The organism is Bacteroides sp. ET489, assembly GCF_030518095.1.
GTDB lineage: Bacteria > Bacteroidota > Bacteroidia > Bacteroidales > Bacteroidaceae > Bacteroides > Bacteroides ndongoniae.
In genome coordinates, this window is the sequence record NZ_JAULLJ010000036.1 from 14,351 (window position 1) to 33,468 (window position 19,118).

Sequence of the window (19,118 nt, forward strand, 5' to 3'; positions counted from 1 at the left end):
CACGAATTTGTTTTTCAACATTCGTGCCTCTTTTATAAAATTGAAAATTGTTTTTATCTTAGTCTATCTGCAGCTCTTACCATTACTTCGTCCCGATAAATGGCACGGAATGAAAGGTAATTCAATATGATGCATATAACGGGCAAGCTTAAGGCCCATTTTAAATGGAAACCTGCATTTAAATCTTCTTTCAATACGAACATAAATACCAGAAAGGCAATATAAAAGCCAACCAGCAAGATGCTGCTGAAGATTGTCATGCGTATTTGCAGCATGCGGTTACGATAAAGGAATATAGTGCCGAAAGCTATGATGGCACTCAATATCAGTATACCGAACAATCCCCATGTGGATTGAAACTCTCCATTCGCAAGTGATACGCCTAATGGCTTGAAGATATGAGTCGTAATATTGTCTGTTTCGATGAAATACCCTATTGGCATAAAAGCCGTCATGACCAATAAAATCGTCACCAATAGCAGATAGACGGATTGGATGCGCTGTATCATTACTGTAATTTTTCTTTTTCCTTAGCCGGATTACGATAATAAATCTTTCCCTCGATATATTCCTGTGTAGCTATCAAGGTCGGTTTAGGCAGTTTCTCATAATAACGGGAGATCTCAATCTGTTCGCGATTTTCGAATACTTCTTCCAAGTTGTCGTTATAAGAAGCGAATTCGGCCAATTTCTTGGAGAGGTCATTTTTGATCTCCACGCTGATTTGATTAGCGCGTTTGGCTATGATCGCAACAGTTTCATACACATTACCGGTATCCTCACACAATTCCATCATGTCACGGGTTACCGTAGTTGTTGGAGCATTCGTTTTTCTGTAATCCATAAATCTTTTTATCTAATTTAAAATTCACGTATTTCTTTGTATTATTTGATAGGTGTTTTTTATTCACCTAATACTTTTCTTGACTCTTGGAAAATGCGTTCTGCATCTTTCAGATATTTGCTTTCGGGAAACTCATTTTTGAAAGCATAATACTCGTCTACCGTTTCACGATAGCGCTCGGGCTTTTTATCGTCTACACTGTTGATGGCCATTTCGTATTTGGCACGTAAGATAAGTATCGACAAGTCCTCACGAAGGTTGGTATAAGGATAATCCTTAAGGGCATTTTGTGCGGTAATTACGCATGAAAGGTAGTTGTTTCCGAGATAATTGCCTAAATTGTAATACATCTTGGCTGAAAGATATTCCTTCATAACCAGCTTGTCTTGCAAGGCAAATATCATATTCTGGGCTTCTTCCTTTCTTGAACTTTGCGGGAAATACTCCATAAACATCTGAAGTTGCTGTATGGCAGTGTAGGTGCCAGACTGATCCAAACGGGGTTCTGGAGTGTCAAGATAGAGAGCTTTTCCGGCATGGAAACGTGCCAACTCTGTATATATACCACGAGGATATACGTTGTAGTACTGAATAAACGTTTGTGCGGCAGTCTGATAATCCTTCTGATTATAATAACTCATTCCCAGCATATACAGGGATTCTTCTGCTTTATCTGTACCTTTCAGAATGGCGATCAATTCATTAAGCAAAGTTGCAGCACGGTTATATTGCCCTTTGGCAAAGTAATTCTTTGCAGCTTCATACTTGTACTCATAATCAGTACTTTTCAGTAATTTATTGTATTCTCCGCATGAGGGCAGTAGCAAAGCTGACAGCAAAATTATTAATATGTTCTTTTTCATTACTTTTATTCAAATAATGCACAAAGATAGAGGTTAGTGCCGAATAAAGCAACGATACCAGCATTAATTTTTCAAAAACCCGATAGAAAGGGCATTTTTGAGGATAAATGCCCTTTTATTTTCTATAAGCGGTACAGGTCGTTTGCGGCCAACAGGTCGACTTTTCTTTCTGTCAGCACGCGGATACAATTTTCCATATCGTTAGGCCGGATAATCACATTGGCAGTATTGCCATTGGCAAATGAATACATATATTCGATAAAGACTCCTTCATCGGACAAATAGCGTAATACTTTGGCCAGTGACCCGGGGATATTGGGGCAACTGATTCCTATTACATCTGTAACATTTACTGCGAAATGATTATCCTTTAAAGCCTTATATGCTTTGTCCGGTTCGGAGACAATTCCACGTAAGATGCCGAAGTCTGCATTTTCTGCAATACAGAGGGCAGACAAGTTTACTCCTTCTTTGGCCAGAACTTCTGTCACTTCTGTCAGACGGCCAGACTTATTTTCCAAGAAAATCGAAAGTTGTTTTGCTACCATTTTATTAACTGAAAATAAAAAGTTGATATTACCGTTATGTTTCCCATTTATTTCAACTTATGATCGGGAAGAATCTTCCCGAATGGAACAATCGGGTGATTCTTCTTCGATCGAAAGCGATTTAAAGTTTTCTGTTGTCGATTACTCTTTTAGCTTTTCCGACGCTGCGCTCTATGCTTCTTGGCTCTACCAGGCGAACATCTACTCCCAGTCCCAATACACTTTGCAAACGGGCTGTCAGCTTCTTTTTCATGGCCAACATTTTGTTTATTTCATCCGAGTAGAACTCTGGGCGGACTTCAACCTGCAATTCCATCGTATCCGTATTGTTCTTTCGGTCTACTAATAACAAGTAGTGTGGCTCAAATTCAGGCATTTCAAGTATAACAGACTCAATTTGAGTGGGGAAAACGTTTACTCCTCTGATGATAAGCATATCGTCGCTACGTCCTAGGATTCGATCCATACGTACCAATGTACGTCCGCATGGACATTTGTCGTAGTGCAGGGCAGTCAAATCTTTAGTGCGATAGCGAAGCAAAGGCATGCCTTCTTTGGTCAGATGCGTAAATACTAGTTCTCCCGTTTCTCCCGGAGCTACAGGCTCCAGTGTTTTGGGATCTACGATTTCCGGGAAGAAATGGTCTTCATTTAGATGAGTACCGTTCTGGCACTCACACTCGTACCCTACTCCAGGACCGGCGATCTCGCTCAAGCCGTAAATATCATACGCTTTAATGCCTAATTTGGCTTCGATGTCTTTCCGCATGTTCTCAGTCCAAGGCTCTGCTCCAAAAGCTCCAGCTCTCAGGCGAAATTCTTCGCGCGGAAGTTTTGAGTCTTTAATGGCGTCTGCCAGATATAGAGCATACGAAGGCGTACAACATAATACAGTTGAGCCAAAGTCGTGCATTAGCGTAATTTGTTTTTCTGTATTTCCACTGGACATAGGAATAACCGAAGCACCTATGTTTTCAGCGCCAGCGTGTGCGCCGAGTCCACCGGTAAACAGACCGTATCCGTACGAAATCTGGAATATGTCAGAAGGACCTGCTCCGTATGCTGTAAAAGCACGTGACAAGCATTCGGCCCATACCGAAAGGTCTTTGCGCGTGTATCCTACTACGGTAGGCTTTCCGGTCGTACCGGAAGAAGCATGTATACGTACAATCTGGCTCATCGGTACTGCGCATAGTCCAAACGGATAGTTGTCTCTTAAATCATACTTGGTGGTAAACGGTAGTTTTACAATATCGCTGATGTCGTTTATATCATCTGGAGTTATACCCAGTTCCTGCATTTTTTTACGATAAAAAGGAGTATCGTGATATACGCGCTCTACGGTTTTCTTCAGGCGAATGCTTTGAATCTTACGGAGGTTTTCACGATCCATGCATTCAATGTTTTCGTTCCAAATCATTGTGCTTTGTTGTATTAACATTAATGGTTATTAGATTTTCCGCAAAATCCTATTCAGATAAGATTTTGGGTTGATTATCATCGCAAAGAAACGATTTTTTTTGTATATATCAAAGATTTTGCCGAATATTGCTGTCTATAAAAGAAGAAAATGAATAAATTTGAACTGACATCAGCTTATCAGCCTACAGGAGATCAGCCGGAAGCTATTGCCCAACTTACAGAAGGTGTACTTCAGGGTCTCCCCGCACAGACTTTACTTGGCGTTACGGGTTCGGGAAAGACTTTTACGATAGCCAATGTTATAGCTAACGTTAATAAGCCGACATTGGTGTTGAGCCATAATAAAACATTGGCAGCACAGCTTTATAGTGAGTTTAAGAACTTTTTTCCGAATAATGCCGTAGAGTATTACGTTTCTTATTATGACTATTATCAGCCGGAAGCCTATTTGCCTTCTTCGGATACTTATATAGAAAAAGACCTTGCCATTAATGACGAAATTGACAAGCTGCGGCTTGCTGCTACTTCTGCATTGCTTTCCGGCCGGAAAGATGTTGTTGTAGTTTCCTCGGTTTCGTGTATATATGGTATGGGAAATCCTGCGGACTTTTATAATAATGTCATTGAAGTTGTGCAGGGTAAGAATTTCAGCCGCAATGTCTTTTTGCGCCGTTTGGTTGATAGTCTTTATGTACGTAATGATATTGATTTGAACCGGGGAAACTTTCGTGTAAAGGGAGATACGATAGACATATTCCTTGCTTATGCGGATAATCTGTTGCGTGTCATTTTCTGGGGAGATGAAATAGACAGCATTGAGGAAGTGGATCCTGTGAGTGGAGTTGTATTAGGTAAATTTGATTCTTATAAAATTTATCCGGCCAATCTTTTTATGACAACCAAAGAGGCCACTTTGCGAGCCATTCACGAGATAGAGGATGATCTGCACAAACAGGTACAATGGTTTGAAGAACAAGGACGTGCATTGGAAGCCAAAAGACTTCAAGAACGTGTTACTTACGATATGGAGATGATTCGTGAGTTGGGGCATTGTTCCGGAATTGAAAACTATTCGCGTTATTTTGACGGGCGTGCTCCTGGTACCCGTCCTTATTGTTTATTGGACTTCTTTCCGGATGACTTCCTGATTGTCATTGATGAGAGTCATGTCAGTGTGCCCCAAATCCGGGCAATGTATGGAGGCGACCGTGCACGAAAAGAAAACCTGGTGGAATATGGTTTCCGGCTTCCTGCCGCAATGGATAATCGTCCACTGAAATTCGATGAATTCGAGGCGATGGCTAAGCAGGTTATTTACGTCAGTGCGACTCCGGCGGATTATGAATTGATAAAGTCGGAAGGTATTGTTGTGGAGCAGGTTATTCGTCCTACCGGGTTGTTGGATCCTGTCATAGAAGTACGTCCCAGTCATAACCAGATTGATGATTTGATGGAGGAAATACAGATAAGGATTGAACGAAACGAACGGACGTTGGTCACTACCCTTACAAAACGTATGGCAGAAGAATTAACCGAATATCTGTTGAACAACGATATCAGGTGCAGCTACATTCATAGCGATGTTGAGACTTTCGAGAGGGTCAAGATTATGAGTGCGTTGCGTGAAGGTGAATACGATGTGTTAGTCGGGGTAAATCTTTTGCGCGAAGGCTTGGACTTGCCTGAAGTTTCTCTTGTTGCCATTCTGGATGCTGACAAGGAGGGCTTTTTACGTTCGCATCGTTCGTTGACACAGACAGCAGGCCGTGCGGCGCGTAATGTGAACGGAATGGTTATTATGTATGCCGACCGTATAACGGAAAGTATGCAACTTACCATCAACGAGACCAACCGCCGGCGCGAAAAGCAGTTGAAGTATAATGAAGAGCATGGAATTACGCCACAGCAAATCAGGAAAGCTGCAAATCTGAATGTTTTTACAGCGTCGTCCGAAAATCCAGATGCCACCACCGCAGTATCTGTTCCGCGCGAGAAAGCTTCTACAGCTTCTCCACGTCCGTATATGGAACAGGAAGCAAATGCTCACATGGCTGCCGACCCTATTGTTCAATACATGACTCGTGCCCAACTTGAAAAGAGCATTGAGCGTACAAAGAAATTAATGCAAGAGGCTGCTAAGAGATTGGATTTTATAGAAGCTGCCCAATATCGGGATGAGGTGCTTTCTCTGGAAGAACTGCTCAAAAACAAATAGACAAAAGGCTGTATCAAAATAAACGATGTAATCGGTTTATTTGAACACAGCCTTCGTCCCTTTAGAAACACCTTTAAACAAAATGAATTAATATTCTTTATAGCTAATGCTTATTTTCTGGCTTCTGCAATGTAGCCCAAAGCTTCTTTGCACTTGTTGGTAATGTAACCCCAGTCTTCCTCGGCAATTTTGTCTTTGGGGAAGAGCTTAGAACCCATACCTACACAGAATACACCGGCTTTGATCCAAGAGGTCAGGTTTTCCTGTGTCGGCTCTACTCCTCCTGTAACCATCAGCTTGGACCATGGCATAGGTGCCAACAGGCCTTTTACCAGTTTCGGGCCAAGAACATCTCCCGGGAATATCTTGCAGAGATCGCAACCTACTTCCTGAGCAAATCCAACTTCTGATACGCTACCGCATCCAGGGGTATAAGGAACCAGGCGACGGTTACAGATTTTTGCTATTTCAGGATTGAACAGCGGACCTACAATAAAGTTTGCACCCAATTGCAAGTAGAGGGCAGCTGTAGCAGGATCAACAATGGAACCTACGCCTAAAGCCATTTCCGGGCATTCTTTAGCGGCGAATTTTACCACTTCGGTAAATACTTCATGGGCAAAATCACCACGATTGGTAAACTCGAAAGCACGTACACCACCTTCATAGCAAGCTTTTACTACTTTTTTTGCAATCTCAGCATCTTTATGATAGAAAACCGGAACCATACCTGTTGAACCGATTTTATTTAGCACTGCAATCTTATCAAATTTAGCCATTTTCTTATGATTTTATGTTATCAGCTTTTATCACTTATTATCTTTGTACTCGTCCGCTTGCATCACCGCCTGCCAGTGCTTCAACTTCTTCAGCAGATACCAGATTGAAGTCACCATTGATCGTATGCTTCAATGCAGATGCGGCAACAGCAAATTCAAGAGCCGAACCTTGATCGGGCTTGGTCAGCAAGCCGTGGATAATTCCACCCGAGAAAGAGTCGCCTCCTCCAACGCGGTCGATAATCGGGTTGATATCATAATGTTTGGATTCGTAGAATTCTTTACCGTTGTAGATCATTGCTTTCCAGCCGTTGTGAGTAGCTGAATAAGATTCGCGCAATGTAGAAACAACATATTTGAAACCAAATTCTTCAGCCATGGCTTTGAAGATTCCCTTATATCCGGCTGCATCTGTTTTTCCACCTTCAACATCAGCATCGGGTTTAAATCCTAAGCAGAGTTCTGCGTCTTCTTCGTTACCGATGCAAACATCTACATATTTCATCAAAGGTTTCATGATAGACTGAGCCTTTTCTTTTGTCCACAGCTTTTTGCGAAAGTTCAGGTCTACGGATACTGTAACATTGTGTCGCTTGGCAGCTTCGCAAGCCAGACGTGTTAATTCAGCTGCCTTGTCCGAAATGGCCGGAGTGATGCCAGACCAATGGAACCAGTCTGCTCCTTTCATGATTTCGTCAAAATCAAAATCTTCAGGATTGGCTTCTGCAATAGCCGAATGTGCACGGTCGTAGATTACTTTACTGGGACGCATGGAAGCTCCGGTCTCTAAATAATAGATACCTACACGGTCGCCGCCACGAGCTATAAAGTCAGTCTTTACACCATATTTGCGCAACGCATTTACTGCCGATTGGCCAATTTCATGCTTAGGCAGTTTGGTTACAAAGTAAGCGTCATGTCCGTAGTTAGCACAGCTGACAGCTACGTTGGCTTCACCCCCTCCATATACTACATCAAAAGAGTCCGACTGAACAAATCGGGTATTGCCCGGAGTAGACAGTCTCAGCATAATTTCACCTAATGTAACGACTTTCTTTCCCATAATTTTTCTATTTTATTAAATATATAATAATTAAGTGTCTTTCAATTTATTATATTATCTCTCATAACGGCAGTTAAAGAGTTGAATCATTGAACGATAAGATCGATCAGGTATTCCCTGTTTCTAACTTCCGTGTGCGAGCACAAAGGTACAACTTTTTTTGAAATACAAAAAATTATCGTATATTTGTGTCGATAATTTTTAGATTATTATTGTGTACGGGCACAAATCAGCATAAAAAGACAAAAAAATCAAGATGACAAGGGTTAGAATAAAAGATATAGCCAAAATGGCTGATGTATCAGTAGGTACGGTCGACCGTGTAATACATGGCAGAAGTGGTGTGTCTGAAGCAAGCCGTAAACGGGTGGAAGAGATATTGAAACAGTTGGACTATCAACCTAATATGTATGCCAGTGCATTGGCTTCCAATAAGAAATATGCTTTTACTTGCTTATTGCCACAACATGAAGAAGGAGAATACTGGACCGATGTAGAAGCTGGTATAAGGCAGGCGTTGGAGACTTATTCGGATTTTAATATAAATGCGGATATATTGTATTATGACCCTTACGATTATCATTCATTCGAAACGGCTGCACTACAGATTTTAGATACAAATCCCGACGGAGTAATGGTTGCACCGACTGCCCCACAGTATACTAAACCATTTACGGATGAACTGTCGGAGCGTCATATACCTTATATATATATAGACTCGAATATAAAAGAAGAACCTGCCCTTTCGTTCTTTGGGCAGAATTCGCATCAGAGCGGATATTTTTCTGCACGTATATTGATGCTGCTTGCGGGTAAAGAAGCGCAGTCCATTGTCATATTCCGTAAGATCAATGACGGTATTGTCGGATCCAATCAGCAGGAGCGCCGAGAAATCGGATTCCGTAAGTATATGAACCAATATCATCCTTCCTGTCAGATTCTGGAACTGAACTTGCACGCGAAATATGATACGGAAGACAACAAGATGTTAGATGATTTTTTCCGTCTTCATCCCGATGTAAAAAATGGCATTACTTTCAATTCCAAAGCTTACATTATTGGGGAATACCTGCAAAAACATGCCATGAGCGATTTTAATCTTATGGGATATGACTTGTTGCAGCGCAATGTGGAGTGTCTGAAACAGGGAAGTATATTTTTCCTCATAGCCCAACAGCCTACTTTGCAAGGATTTAATGGAATTAAGGCATTATGTGATTATCTCATCTTGAAAAAGGAGGTGGCAAGAGAATATTTCATGCCGATAGATTTGTTGACGAAAGAAAATATAGAATTCTATTACAATAAATAAAATCAGAGGATATGAAAACCAAATATCTGAAAATCAACAAGGCTGATAATGTTGCAGTGGCTATTGTCGCGCTTAAGGCCGGAGAAACAATTTCTGTGGATGGTATTGATATTTGTTTGAATGAAGACATACCGGCAGGACATAAGTTTGCCCTGAAAGATTTTGAGCAGGGTGAAGATGTGATAAAATACGGGTATCCGATAGGTCACACGTGTAAAGCGCAAAAGCAGGGAGACTGGATGAACGAGTGTAATATTAAAACCAATTTGTCCGGTTTGCTGGAATACACATATAATCCTATCGATGCGTCGTTGGACATACCGCAGCAGGGACTTACCTTTAAGGGATATCGCCGTAAAAACGGTGATGTAGGTATACGAAACGAAATATGGATTGTGCCGACTGTAGGATGTGTGAACGGGATTGCCGGTCAGCTGGCAGAGAGCCTGCGGCAGGAAACCGGTTGCAGAGGGGTTGATGCGATTGTTGCCTATCCTCATAATTACGGCTGCTCGCAGTTGGGCGATGATCATGAGAATACGAAAAAAATATTGCGCGATATCGTGCTGCATGCTAATGCGGGTGGAGTGCTGGTTGTAGGGCTGGGATGCGAGAATAATCAGCCTGACGTATTCCGCGAGTTTATAGGCCAGTATGATGAAGACCGCGTTAAGTTTATGGTTGTGCAGAAAGTGGGTGATGAATACGAGGAGGGAATGAAATTGCTGCGTGAGCTGTATAGCCGTGCCAGTCAGGACGAACGTACCGACATACCGTTGAGCGAATTGCGTGTCGGGCTGAAATGTGGTGGTTCGGACGGATTCTCCGGTATTACGGCAAATCCCTTGTTGGGCCTGTTTTCGGACTTCCTGGTTGCACAGGGAGGTACAAGTGTATTGACTGAAGTACCCGAAATGTTTGGTGCTGAAACCATATTGATGAATCGCTGCCGTACGAAGGAGCTGTTCGAACAGACTGTAAAGCTGATTAATGATTTTAAAGAATACTTCTTGAGTCACGGAGAACCTGTTGGCGAGAATCCTTCGCCGGGCAATAAGGCCGGAGGTATTTCTACGTTGGAAGACAAGGCTTTGGGCTGTACGCAAAAGTGCGGTAAAAGCTATGTCGAAGGTGTACTCCCTTATGGCGAACGCTTGAAGGTGAAAGGGCTAAACTTGCTTTCTGCTCCGGGAAACGATCTGGTGGCTGCTACCGCCTTGGCTTCGTGCGGGTGTCATATGGTTCTTTTCACAACAGGACGCGGAACTCCTTTCGGGACTTATGTACCTACAGTGAAAATCTCGACAAATACAGACTTGGCTGAGAGAAAACCGCAATGGATTGACTTCAATGCCGGTGTAATCGTTGAAGATGAACCGATCGAAGAAACCTGCCGTCGTTTTATTGATTTCATTATAAAAGTGGCAAGCGGCGAATTTGTCAATAACGAAAAGAGGGGATATAAGGAAATTGCGATTTTTAAGACGGGAGTTACGTTATAAATGATTGTATATGGACTGGTTGGGAAGATTCATGATTACAACTACCTTCCCCGACCAGTCCTTCATCTTGTAATAAAGAAAATGTTTTCGGAATGACAAATACAACTACAAAGGCTAAAGGTGGATGGTTATCATTAAGCCCTTTGATGGTCTTTCTATGCATCTATTTGGTGACCTCGCTTTGGGTGAACGACTTTTATCAGGTGCCCATTACGGTTGCATTTCTTGTCTCTTCCTGTTATGCCATAGCCATTACGCGTGGTTTGAATCTGGAGCAGCGAATTTATCAGTTTTCGGTAGGAGCCAGCAATAAGAATATACTGTTGATGATATGGATCTTTATTTTGGCCGGTGCTTTTGCGCAAAGTGCCAAGCAGATGGGAGCCATTGATGCAACAGTTAACTTGACCTTATCTGTCTTGCCGGGCAATCTGCTGCTGGCCGGTATTTTTATTGCGGCGTGTTTCATTTCTCTTTCCATAGGCACCAGTGTTGGAACAATTGTCGCTTTGACGCCTGTGGCGGCCGGGCTGGCAGAAAAAACAGGGATAGATTTGTCTTATATGACTGCCATTGTGGTAGGCGGCTCTTTTTTTGGAGACAATCTTTCGTTTATATCCGATACAACCATTGCTTCTACCAAGACGCAGGATTGTGTGATGCGTGATAAATTCCGGGTGAACTGTATGATTGTGGTTCCGGCGGCGCTGATTGTCTTGTGTTACTATATCTATCAGGGAATGTCATTATCGTTCTCTCAGCAGGCGGTAACTATCGAATGGCTAAAGGTGATTCCTTATCTGATTGTCCTGGTTACGGCTGTGGCGGGAGTCAACGTTATGCTGGTGTTACTTCTTGGCATTGCTTCTACAGGTATTATAGGAGTCATGACCGGTACTACCCTATTCGACTGGACCCGTTCGATGGGCGATGGAATAACAGGTATGGGCGAATTGATCATTATCACGTTGCTGGCCGGCGGAATGCTGGAGACTATTCGCTATAACGGGGGTATTGATTTTATAATTGGCCGTCTGACCCGTCATGTCAAAGGGAAGCGTGGAGCGGAACTCAGCATTGCAGCGCTGGTCAGCATAGCCAACCTTTGTACGGCCAACAATACCATTGCTATCATTACGACAGGGCCGATAGCAAAAGACATAGCCATTCGTTTTCATCTTGACAGAAGAAAAGTAGCCAGTATTCTGGACACTTTTTCGTGTTTCGTCCAGGGAATCATTCCCTATGGAGCACAAATGCTGATTGCTGCAGAACTGGCGGGACTTTCTCCCCTTTCCATTATCGGTAATTTGTATTATCCGTTTTGTATGGGCATCTGTGCATTATTGGCCATTCTGATCAGATATCCTCGTAGATATTCATAAATCAGAAAGTTATCGGAATGTTTTTATGAAAAAAGGAGGAAAAACGCTGTGCTATTCCAAATAAAATAACTACCTTTGCGCCCGCTATTACGAGTTAGTAGCATTATTCAAATCATTAACTAAAAAATATTTTAATTAAATGGCAACAAAAATTAGATTGCAGAGACACGGACGTAAGAGCTATGCTTTTTACGCTATCGTAGTTGCAGATGCAAGAGCACCACGTGATGGTAGATTTATCGAAAAGATTGGTACTTACAATCCTAACACCAATCCGGCCACAGTAGATTTGAAATTTGATCGTGCCCTTGACTGGGTATTGAAAGGTGCACAGCCCACTGACACTGTTCGTAACATCCTTTCTCGCGAAGGTGTTTACATGAAGAAGCATCTTTTGGGTGGTGTAGCAAAAGGCGCATTTGGCGAAGCTGAAGCTGAAGCTAAATTTGAAGCTTGGAAGAACAACAAGCAAAGCGGTTTGGCTGCTTTGAAGGCTAAGGATGAAGAGGCTAAGAAAGCTGAAGCTAAGGCACGTCTGGAAGCTGAGAAGAAGGTAAACGAAGCAAAGGCTAAAGCATTGGCAGAAAAGAAAGCTGCAGAAGAAGCTGCTAAGGCTGCTGCAGAAGCTCAGAACGAGGAAGCTGCTAACGCAAGCGAAGAAGGCGCAACAGAAGCTGCTGCTGAATAATTTTTTATTAGGCAGAAGTGCTTTTATATGGATTAAAACTAAAATCTCTTCTTTTCCTTCGGAAGAATGAGTGAGATTGATGAGAAGAGAAAAAATTACGGCGCATATTCCTAAAGGATATGCGCTATTTTTTTACCTTAAGCTAAATGGGATGTTTTAGTGCCCCGATTTTTCTCTAACTGGAGAAAAATTATTGCCCAACTGAGAAAATATATTTTTCTAGTTAGGAAGGTTCAGACAGGCTGATTGCTGACTTTTTCTTTGTTTTTAATTTTGCAGAAAGAATGCTTGGGATTGGCGGGGTTATGCTTCGTCAGGGGCGGATATTTCTCTTTGTGCTGTAAGGTGCTTCTTTGAGCCGCTAAAGTCCCTCTTGGGCTTGCTAAAGTGCCTCTTTAGGGTGTTTAATATCCCTCTTTGTGTTGGGTTGTTGATGGAATGTATGGGTATGTATGAATTATGGTACTTTGCTGATCTTGAGTGTGTGTGGGTATTTTCGGAAAAAAGAAAAAGCCTAATTTAAAATCTTTCAATTTTAAATTAGGCTAAATCAATACAGAAAAATATGAGCGGAAAACGAGACTCGAACTCGCGACCCCAACCTTGGCAAGGTTGTGCTCTACCAACTGAGCTATTTCCGCAATTGCATCAACTCTTTAAAAATAGTGCCCAGAACAGGACTCGAACCTGCATGCCTCTCGACACACGCACCTGAAACGTGCGCGTCTACCAATTCCGCCACCTGGGCATAAGTTTTTGCAATTATATCTTGAGCGGAAAACGAGACTCGAACTCGCGACCCCAACCTTGGCAAGGTTGTGCTCTACCAACTGAGCTATTTCCGCATTAAAGATACGTGAAGAGAAGGAGACTCGAACTCCCACGACATTATTGTCACTACCCCCTCAAAGTAGCGCGTCTACCAATTCCGCCATCTCTCCATGCGACATCTTTTCAAAGAACAACGATCATATAACCTTGTGCCCAGAACAGGACTCGAACCTGCATGCCTCTCGACACACGCACCTGAAACGTGCGCGTCTACCAATTCCGCCACCTGGGCATAGGTCATTGCAATCATCTTGAGCGGAAAACGAGACTCGAACTCGCGACCCCAACCTTGGCAAGGTTGTGCTCTACCAACTGAGCTATTTCCGCGATTGCGGTTGCAAAGGTAGGCATTTTCCTTAAACTAGCAAACATTTCGGCCACTTTTTTGCGAAATAATTTCAAGTTGGAATCCATTCCGTTGATAATCAGCTCATTCTGTCACGATAATCTTCGTAAGAAAAAACTTTGAATATCTTAGCTTCGCCGTTTTTACTCCACATGGCAATAGCCGGATGATGGATTCCGTTGAACATATTTGTCTTGACGGTGGTATAATGTATCATGTCTTCGAAGATAATTCGTTCGCCAATCTTCAGTTCATGATCGAAGCTCCAATATCCCATATAGTCTCCGCTCAGGCAAGAGTTGCCTCCCATGCGATAGATGTAAGGACCTTGTTCGCCCATTTGTGCTCCGCGAATGGCTGGCTGGTAAGGCATCTCCAGGCAGTCGGGCATGTGGCACGTAAAGCTGACATTTAAAATGGCTGTACGTATTCCACGATTTTCGACGATGTCGACTACTTCGGACGAAAGCACTCCTGTCTGCCACGTAAAGGCTGATCCAGGTTCAAGTATAATGCGCAAGTGGGGATAGCGCTTCCGGAGACCTTGCAGCAGGCTTATCAGGTGTTCCACATCGTAATCTTTGCGGGTCATCAGGTGGCCGCCTCCCAGATTCAACCATTTCAGTTGGGGAAACCAACGCGAGAATTTCTCTTCCAGATGAATGAGTGTGCGCTCCAATTCGTAAGAAGACGATTCGCAATGACAATGGCAATGGAAGCCTTCGATGCCTTGAGGCAGTTGGTCGGGGAGCTGGTCGGCTATCACTCCAAAACGAGTGCCTGCCGCACACGGATTATACAGTTCGGTTTCTACTTCCGAATACTCCGGATTTACGCGGATGCCGCACGAAATGCATTCCCCTTGGGCCAATACCATCGGATAGAACCGGCTGAACTGCGACAGTGAATTGAAAGTGATGTGGCTGCTGCAACGCATTATTTCCGGAAAGTCTGCTTCGGTGTAAGCGGGCGAGTAAGTGTGCGCCTTGCTGCCGAACTCTTCGAAAGCCAAACGGGCTTCGTAAACGGAGCTGGCTGTTGAATGGTCGATATACTCGCGGAATATGGGGAAAGAGCGCCACATGGCGAACGATTTGAAAGCAAGGATTATTTCTACTCCGGCACGTTCGGCCACACTCTTTATTAATGTGAGATTCTTTCTCAGCAGTTCCTCCTCCATAATATAGCAAGGCGAAGGAAAAAGGGTGAAATCTATCATTTTTTCAGCTTTTAGAATATGATTCGGTTTGTACTTATTATCTGATTTTAGTCTCTATGTCAAAGTGTAGTCTTCTTTGTTTTATTCTATCACTTTGAAACGGGCAAAACGCAACAGCAATTGCTTGTCTCCGGCATGCTGGAAGCGGATGGTCGCTTTGGCATTGTCCCCTACTCCTTCCACTTTCAGAACTTCACCACGGCCAAAGCGTTCGTGCTCGATAAACTGTCCCTCGTGTAGCAGGGCTGTTGGGCTGCCGGAAGAGGGCGAAGAAGGCTGGATGGGATCCACTCGTCTTAAATTACGGGGCATGGAAGAACCTATCAGTCTTTTACGTGAAGCCATAGGTGTTTCGCCAGAGAAAGATGCAGCCGACGAACTGCCAACCGGACGAGCCGATGGTTGGAACGCATTGTTTGAACTGCTTCTAAAGTCTCCTCCCCTATTATTTATCTGCCGTTCGAGCAGCAAATTCTGGGGCAATCGCAGGTAATTGGTATCTATATCATACAGGAAACGGCTCGGACTTCCAAATTCTGTTTTTCCGTAACGCATCCGCGTTTTGGCATAGGAAAGGTAGCAATGCTCTTCAGCACGTGTGATAGCAACGTAGAACAGGCGCCGTTCTTCTTCAAGTGCCCGCGGCGAATCGCCTGCCATGCTGCTTGGAAAAAGATTTTCTTCCATGCCGACGACAAAAACATTCCGGAATTCAAGCCCTTTGGCCGAATGGACAGTCATTAATGTAATTTTCTCATCATTGCTGTCTTTGTCAGAATCCTGATCGGTCAGCAACGATACTTCCGATAGAAAATCGCTTAAGGATATGTGTTCGTTTCCTTCCTCTTGTCTTTCGGCACAAAAATCTCTCATACCGTTCATCAGCTCCTCGATGTTTTCTTTCCGACTCAGGTTTTCCGGAGAATTGTCTTGGCACACATCATTGATGATGCCGGAATTGCGGATGATATCTTCACCCAGTTCGCTGGCATTTTTCTGTGTGAGATCTTTTATGAGATCGTTTATCAGGTCGCGGAACTTTTGCAGTTTGCTGACCGTTCCTTTGTTGAAGTTCAATGCATAGCTCAACGGTTCGCATAGCACTGTCCATAAGCTTACTTTATTATCAGTAGCGGCAGCTATGATTTTACCTACTGTTGTGTCGCCTATCCCTCGGGCGGGATAATTGATGATACGCTTGAAGGCTTCTTCATCGTTTGGATTGACAACCAGGCGGAAATAGGCAATCACGTCCTTTATCTCTTTACGCTGATAAAAGGAAAGGCCGCCGTAGATGCGATAAGGCATATTACGCTTGCGCATGGCTTCTTCGAAGATACGGCTTTGGGCATTCGTACGGTAAAGAACTGCAAAGTCAGCATAACCGTATCCTTGAGTGCGGCGCAATTCTGCAATCTTATTGATTACGATTTCGCCTTCTTCTACATCGCTGTATGCCTGAAATACACTGATGGGATCTCCTTGGTCTTTCTTCGAATACACCTCTTTGTGTATCTGGCGCATATTTTTGCTGATCAGGCTATTGGCTGCTGACACGATGCTTTGGGTAGAGCGATAGTTCTGTTCCAGTTTAAACACTCTGGTACCCGGATATGCTTTGGTAAAATAAAGAATATTATCGATATCGGCCCCGCGGAATGAATAGATGCTTTGGGCATCGTCTCCTACTACACACACATGCTGATGGTTCTTGGCCAGTTGCATCACTATGCTGTGTTGTGCCACGTTTGTGTCCTGATACTCGTCTACCAGAATGTAGCGGAATTGCTCCTGATAGCGTGCTAGTACATCGGGATGATCACGAAAAAGCAAAAACGTATAGAACAGCAGATCGTCAAAGTCCATGGCGTCGGCTTGCCGGCAACGTTCCCAGTAGCGGCGATAAATGTCGCGCAAGGCTGGTACTTTAGCCATGCAGTCACCATCGTAGGCTTCTTTGTTTCGGGCATAGTCTGATGGCGATACAAGATGGTTTTTGGCATTGGAGATGCGGGCTTGTATCATCCCTGGTTTATAGTTCTTTTCATCAAGTTGCATTTCTTTGATGATGGAACGGATCAGGCTTTTGCTGTCGGTTGTATCGTAAATGGTAAACTGAGATGTAAACCCTAAATGAGATGCTTCGGCATGCAAAATGCGTAGGAACAAGGAATGAAAGGTTCCCATCCACAAATATCGTGCCCTTTCGGTACCGACCTGTTTGGCAATACGCTCTTTCATTTCCCGGGCTGCTTTGTTTGTAAATGTCAGTGCCAGAATGTTCCATGGCTGATAACCGTTTTCCAGCAACCATGCTATTTTGTATGTAAGTACACGGGTTTTTCCTGATCCGGCTCCGGCAATCACCAACGACGGACCTTCGTTGTAAAGTACAGCCGCTCGCTGGCTGTCGTTCAATTCATTTATATAGTCTGACATAGCTTGTCACAATCATCCGATAAAACATAAAAACAGTGCAAAGATACGAAAAAGCTTCAAATAGCCGTGAACTTTTCCTTGGCTATCATGTTGTTATTACAAAGGCTTTTCTTATATTTGTATTAAGTTTTTTGGTCTTATGAAGACAAGCCTTAAAATAATAATTAGATATGATACTCACCACTTTAATAACAGCAACTATTATGATGTTCGAAATGCCCACACTTCCTTATGCACACAATGCATTGGAACCTGTAATCAGTCAGGCTACTATCGACTTCCATTACGGGAAGCATCTGCAAACTTATGTAAACAATCTGAATAATTTGGTTCCGGGAACAGAATTCGAGGGGAAAAGCCTCGAAGAGATTGTTGCCACAGCTCCTGATGGTCCGGTGTTTAACAATGCGGGACAAGTACTTAATCACACATTCTATTTCTTGCAATTCTCTCCAACTCCTAAACGTCACGAGCCGACTGGACCGTTGGCCGAAGCTATAAACCGGGATTTTGGCAGTTTTGAAGATTTCAAGAAAGAATTTACAGCTGCGGCTACCGGACTTTTTGGTTCAGGATGGGCTTGGCTTTCCGCCGACCAACAGGGTAAACTGCACATTACCAAAGAAGCGAATGGCAGTAATCCTCTCCGATCAGGTCTCACCCCTTTGCTTACATTCGATGTTTGGGAACACGCTTATTATCTGGACTATCAGAACCGGCGCGCCGATCATTTGAAAGCTTTGTGGGATATCATTGATTGGGAAGTTGTGGAGAAAAGACTGAAATGATATTTCTAATCTGTAACGCGCACCCGTTAGCATACAACTGCTTCGGGTGCGTTTTCTATTAACAGGCATATCTGATATGCCTTGGGGCAAAAGATTGTCTGATAGATAAGAATTTGCTAACTTTGCTAAACTTAACATTTCAGCAAACAAGTAAATATGAAACTTATTGTTGTAACACCACCTACATTTTTTGTAGAAGAAGATCAAATAATTACAGCTCTTTTTGAAGAAGGGCTGGATATTCTGCATTTGCGGAAACCTGCAACCCCCGCTATGTATTCCGAGCGCTTGCTTACTCTGATTCCTGAAAAATATCATAAGCGCATTGTGACTCACGAGCATTTCTATTTGCAGAATGAATTTAATTTGTCAGGTATTCATTTGAATGCACGCAATCCTCAGGAGCCTCACGACTATGCTGGCAATATCAGTTGTACCTGTCATTCTATCGAAGAACTGAAAAACAAGAAACATTTTTATGACTATGTGTTCCTGAGTCCTATATTCGATTGTATAACCAAAGCTGATGTAGCATCCGCCTTTACTGCCGAAGAACTTCGGTTGGCTGCAAAGGAAAAGATTATAGATAGTAAAGTAATGGCTTTTGGTGGTATTAATCCTGATAACATTCTGGAAATAAAAGATTTCGGATTTGGTGGAGCTGTGATTATGGGTGACTTATGGAATAAGTTCAATGCTTGCTCTGATCGCGATTATATAAAGGTCATACAGCACTTCAAGCATTTGAAGGAGATGGCTGATTGATTTGAAATCGGTGGATTAATGGGTTAAAAGAAGGGGGGGATTTTAAATAAACGTCATAGTAAATATATTATAAGAATAGTGTGCGAAGGTGATGAGACTGGGTTGTTAT

At 43.0% G+C, this 19,118-nt stretch carries 16 protein-coding genes and 6 tRNA genes; 7 read left to right on the forward strand and 15 right to left on the reverse strand.

Annotated elements, in window-relative coordinates:
• Nucleotides 1-53: 53 nt before the first annotated feature.
• From Q3C19_RS15200 to Q3C19_RS15220, 5 genes are all read right to left on the reverse strand, one after another.
• On the reverse strand, nucleotides 54-509 hold the full coding sequence (locus Q3C19_RS15200; RefSeq protein ID WP_022162820.1) for a DUF4293 domain-containing protein: 456 nt from the start codon (nucleotides 507-509) through the stop codon (nucleotides 54-56).
• Nucleotides 509-844 (reverse strand): DNA-directed RNA polymerase subunit omega, encoded by a 336-nt coding sequence (locus Q3C19_RS15205; RefSeq protein ID WP_022162819.1) that lies wholly within the window; start codon nucleotides 842-844, stop codon nucleotides 509-511. Before Q3C19_RS15205 ends, Q3C19_RS15200 begins: the two co-directional genes overlap by 1 nt.
• A gap of 59 nt (nucleotides 845-903) precedes the next feature.
• On the reverse strand, nucleotides 904-1,707 hold the full coding sequence (locus tag Q3C19_RS15210; protein WP_022162818.1) for an outer membrane protein assembly factor BamD: 804 nt from the start codon (nucleotides 1,705-1,707) through the stop codon (nucleotides 904-906).
• Between the two features lie 122 nt (nucleotides 1,708-1,829).
• Complete coding sequence (locus Q3C19_RS15215; protein ID WP_022162817.1) at nucleotides 1,830-2,255, reverse strand: ACT domain protein; 426 nt, start codon at nucleotides 2,253-2,255, stop codon at nucleotides 1,830-1,832.
• 121 nt (nucleotides 2,256-2,376) lie between these two features.
• The gene (locus tag Q3C19_RS15220) at nucleotides 2,377-3,675 is read right to left on the reverse strand and encodes a phenylacetate--CoA ligase family protein (protein ID WP_022162816.1); all 1,299 of its coding nucleotides are present in this window, start codon (nucleotides 3,673-3,675) and stop codon (nucleotides 2,377-2,379) included.
• 150 nt (nucleotides 3,676-3,825) lie between these two features.
• Between Q3C19_RS15220 and uvrB the strand changes: the two genes are divergently transcribed.
• Entirely contained in the window at nucleotides 3,826-5,892 is a 2,067-nt protein-coding gene (gene uvrB, locus Q3C19_RS15225; RefSeq protein ID WP_071149667.1) for an excinuclease ABC subunit UvrB, read from the forward strand.
• Between the two features lie 110 nt (nucleotides 5,893-6,002).
• Here the strand turns inward: uvrB and Q3C19_RS15230 are convergent, their stop codons facing one another.
• On the reverse strand, nucleotides 6,003-6,671 hold the full coding sequence (locus tag Q3C19_RS15230; protein ID WP_022162814.1) for a bifunctional 4-hydroxy-2-oxoglutarate aldolase/2-dehydro-3-deoxy-phosphogluconate aldolase: 669 nt from the start codon (nucleotides 6,669-6,671) through the stop codon (nucleotides 6,003-6,005).
• A 37-nt stretch (nucleotides 6,672-6,708) separates the two neighbouring features.
• Entirely contained in the window at nucleotides 6,709-7,734 is a 1,026-nt protein-coding gene (locus Q3C19_RS15235) for a sugar kinase (RefSeq protein ID WP_022162813.1), read from the reverse strand.
• A 256-nt stretch (nucleotides 7,735-7,990) separates the two neighbouring features.
• Between Q3C19_RS15235 and Q3C19_RS15240 the strand changes: the two genes are divergently transcribed.
• The 4 genes from Q3C19_RS15240 to Q3C19_RS15255 all read left to right on the forward strand — a co-directional run bounded on the left by Q3C19_RS15240 (nucleotide 7,991) and on the right by Q3C19_RS15255 (nucleotide 12,621).
• Entirely contained in the window at nucleotides 7,991-9,046 is a 1,056-nt protein-coding gene (locus tag Q3C19_RS15240; RefSeq protein ID WP_277122463.1) for a LacI family DNA-binding transcriptional regulator, read from the forward strand.
• Between the two features lie 11 nt (nucleotides 9,047-9,057).
• On the forward strand, nucleotides 9,058-10,548 hold the full coding sequence (locus Q3C19_RS15245; protein ID WP_277122465.1) for a UxaA family hydrolase: 1,491 nt from the start codon (nucleotides 9,058-9,060) through the stop codon (nucleotides 10,546-10,548).
• A gap of 92 nt (nucleotides 10,549-10,640) precedes the next feature.
• Nucleotides 10,641-11,933, forward strand: a complete 1,293-nt coding sequence (locus Q3C19_RS15250; RefSeq protein WP_022162810.1) for a Na+/H+ antiporter NhaC family protein — start codon at nucleotides 10,641-10,643, stop codon at nucleotides 11,931-11,933.
• 139 nt (nucleotides 11,934-12,072) lie between these two features.
• Nucleotides 12,073-12,621 (forward strand): 30S ribosomal protein S16, encoded by a 549-nt coding sequence (locus tag Q3C19_RS15255; RefSeq protein WP_022162809.1) that lies wholly within the window; start codon nucleotides 12,073-12,075, stop codon nucleotides 12,619-12,621.
• A gap of 568 nt (nucleotides 12,622-13,189) precedes the next feature.
• Here the strand turns inward: Q3C19_RS15255 and Q3C19_RS15260 are convergent.
• The 8 genes from Q3C19_RS15260 to Q3C19_RS15295 all read right to left on the reverse strand — a co-directional run bounded on the left by Q3C19_RS15260 (nucleotide 13,190) and on the right by Q3C19_RS15295 (nucleotide 17,456).
• A tRNA-Gly gene (locus Q3C19_RS15260) sits at nucleotides 13,190-13,262 on the reverse strand.
• 25 nt (nucleotides 13,263-13,287) lie between these two features.
• A tRNA-Leu gene (locus Q3C19_RS15265) sits at nucleotides 13,288-13,369 on the reverse strand.
• Nucleotides 13,370-13,393: 24 nt separating this feature from the next.
• A tRNA-Gly gene (locus Q3C19_RS15270) sits at nucleotides 13,394-13,466 on the reverse strand.
• A 12-nt stretch (nucleotides 13,467-13,478) separates the two neighbouring features.
• Nucleotides 13,479-13,562 (reverse strand) — tRNA-Leu (locus Q3C19_RS15275).
• A 40-nt stretch (nucleotides 13,563-13,602) separates the two neighbouring features.
• A tRNA-Leu gene (locus tag Q3C19_RS15280) sits at nucleotides 13,603-13,684 on the reverse strand.
• 22 nt (nucleotides 13,685-13,706) lie between these two features.
• Nucleotides 13,707-13,779, reverse strand: a tRNA-Gly gene (locus Q3C19_RS15285).
• A gap of 98 nt (nucleotides 13,780-13,877) precedes the next feature.
• Nucleotides 13,878-15,017 (reverse strand): carboxynorspermidine decarboxylase, encoded by a 1,140-nt coding sequence (gene nspC / locus Q3C19_RS15290; RefSeq protein WP_302730450.1) that lies wholly within the window; start codon nucleotides 15,015-15,017, stop codon nucleotides 13,878-13,880.
• 81 nt (nucleotides 15,018-15,098) lie between these two features.
• Nucleotides 15,099-17,456, reverse strand: coding sequence for an ATP-dependent helicase (locus Q3C19_RS15295; protein ID WP_277122911.1), 2,358 nt, complete (start codon nucleotides 17,454-17,456; stop codon nucleotides 15,099-15,101).
• 170 nt (nucleotides 17,457-17,626) lie between these two features.
• Here Q3C19_RS15295 and Q3C19_RS15300 point away from each other — a divergent pair, with 170 nt between their 5' ends.
• Nucleotides 17,627-18,244 (forward strand): superoxide dismutase, encoded by a 618-nt coding sequence (locus Q3C19_RS15300; RefSeq protein ID WP_277122914.1) that lies wholly within the window; start codon nucleotides 17,627-17,629, stop codon nucleotides 18,242-18,244.
• Nucleotides 18,245-18,400: 156 nt separating this feature from the next.
• The gene (locus Q3C19_RS15305) at nucleotides 18,401-19,009 is read left to right on the forward strand and encodes a thiamine phosphate synthase (RefSeq protein WP_071149674.1); all 609 of its coding nucleotides are present in this window, start codon (nucleotides 18,401-18,403) and stop codon (nucleotides 19,007-19,009) included.
• Nucleotides 19,010-19,118: the final 109 nt, after the last annotated feature.

Bases quoted from the DNA above. Each gene is read 5' to 3' on its own strand.
- Q3C19_RS15235 (WP_022162813.1), bottom strand. From the start codon at position 7,734: ATGGGAAAGAAAGTCGTTACATTAGGTGAAATTATGCTGAGACTGTCT.
- Q3C19_RS15240 (WP_277122463.1), top strand. From the start codon at position 7,991: ATGACAAGGGTTAGAATAAAAGATATAGCCAAAATGGCTGATGTATCA.
- nspC (WP_302730450.1), bottom strand. From the start codon at position 15,017: ATGATAGATTTCACCCTTTTTCCTTCGCCTTGCTATATTATGGAGGAG.
- Q3C19_RS15205 (WP_022162819.1), bottom strand. From the start codon at position 844: ATGGATTACAGAAAAACGAATGCTCCAACAACTACGGTAACCCGTGAC.
- Q3C19_RS15300 (WP_277122914.1), top strand. From the start codon at position 17,627: ATGATACTCACCACTTTAATAACAGCAACTATTATGATGTTCGAAATG.
- Q3C19_RS15255 (WP_022162809.1), top strand. From the start codon at position 12,073: ATGGCAACAAAAATTAGATTGCAGAGACACGGACGTAAGAGCTATGCT.
- Q3C19_RS15220 (WP_022162816.1), bottom strand. From the start codon at position 3,675: ATGATTTGGAACGAAAACATTGAATGCATGGATCGTGAAAACCTCCGT.
- Q3C19_RS15200 (WP_022162820.1), bottom strand. From the start codon at position 509: ATGATACAGCGCATCCAATCCGTCTATCTGCTATTGGTGACGATTTTA.
- Q3C19_RS15215 (WP_022162817.1), bottom strand. From the start codon at position 2,255: ATGGTAGCAAAACAACTTTCGATTTTCTTGGAAAATAAGTCTGGCCGT.
- Q3C19_RS15245 (WP_277122465.1), top strand. From the start codon at position 9,058: ATGAAAACCAAATATCTGAAAATCAACAAGGCTGATAATGTTGCAGTG.
- Q3C19_RS15230 (WP_022162814.1), bottom strand. From the start codon at position 6,671: ATGGCTAAATTTGATAAGATTGCAGTGCTAAATAAAATCGGTTCAACA.
- Q3C19_RS15305 (WP_071149674.1), top strand. From the start codon at position 18,401: ATGAAACTTATTGTTGTAACACCACCTACATTTTTTGTAGAAGAAGAT.
- Q3C19_RS15210 (WP_022162818.1), bottom strand. From the start codon at position 1,707: ATGAAAAAGAACATATTAATAATTTTGCTGTCAGCTTTGCTACTGCCC.
- uvrB (WP_071149667.1), top strand. From the start codon at position 3,826: ATGAATAAATTTGAACTGACATCAGCTTATCAGCCTACAGGAGATCAG.
- Q3C19_RS15295 (WP_277122911.1), bottom strand. From the start codon at position 17,456: ATGTCAGACTATATAAATGAATTGAACGACAGCCAGCGAGCGGCTGTA.
- Q3C19_RS15250 (WP_022162810.1), top strand. From the start codon at position 10,641: ATGACAAATACAACTACAAAGGCTAAAGGTGGATGGTTATCATTAAGC.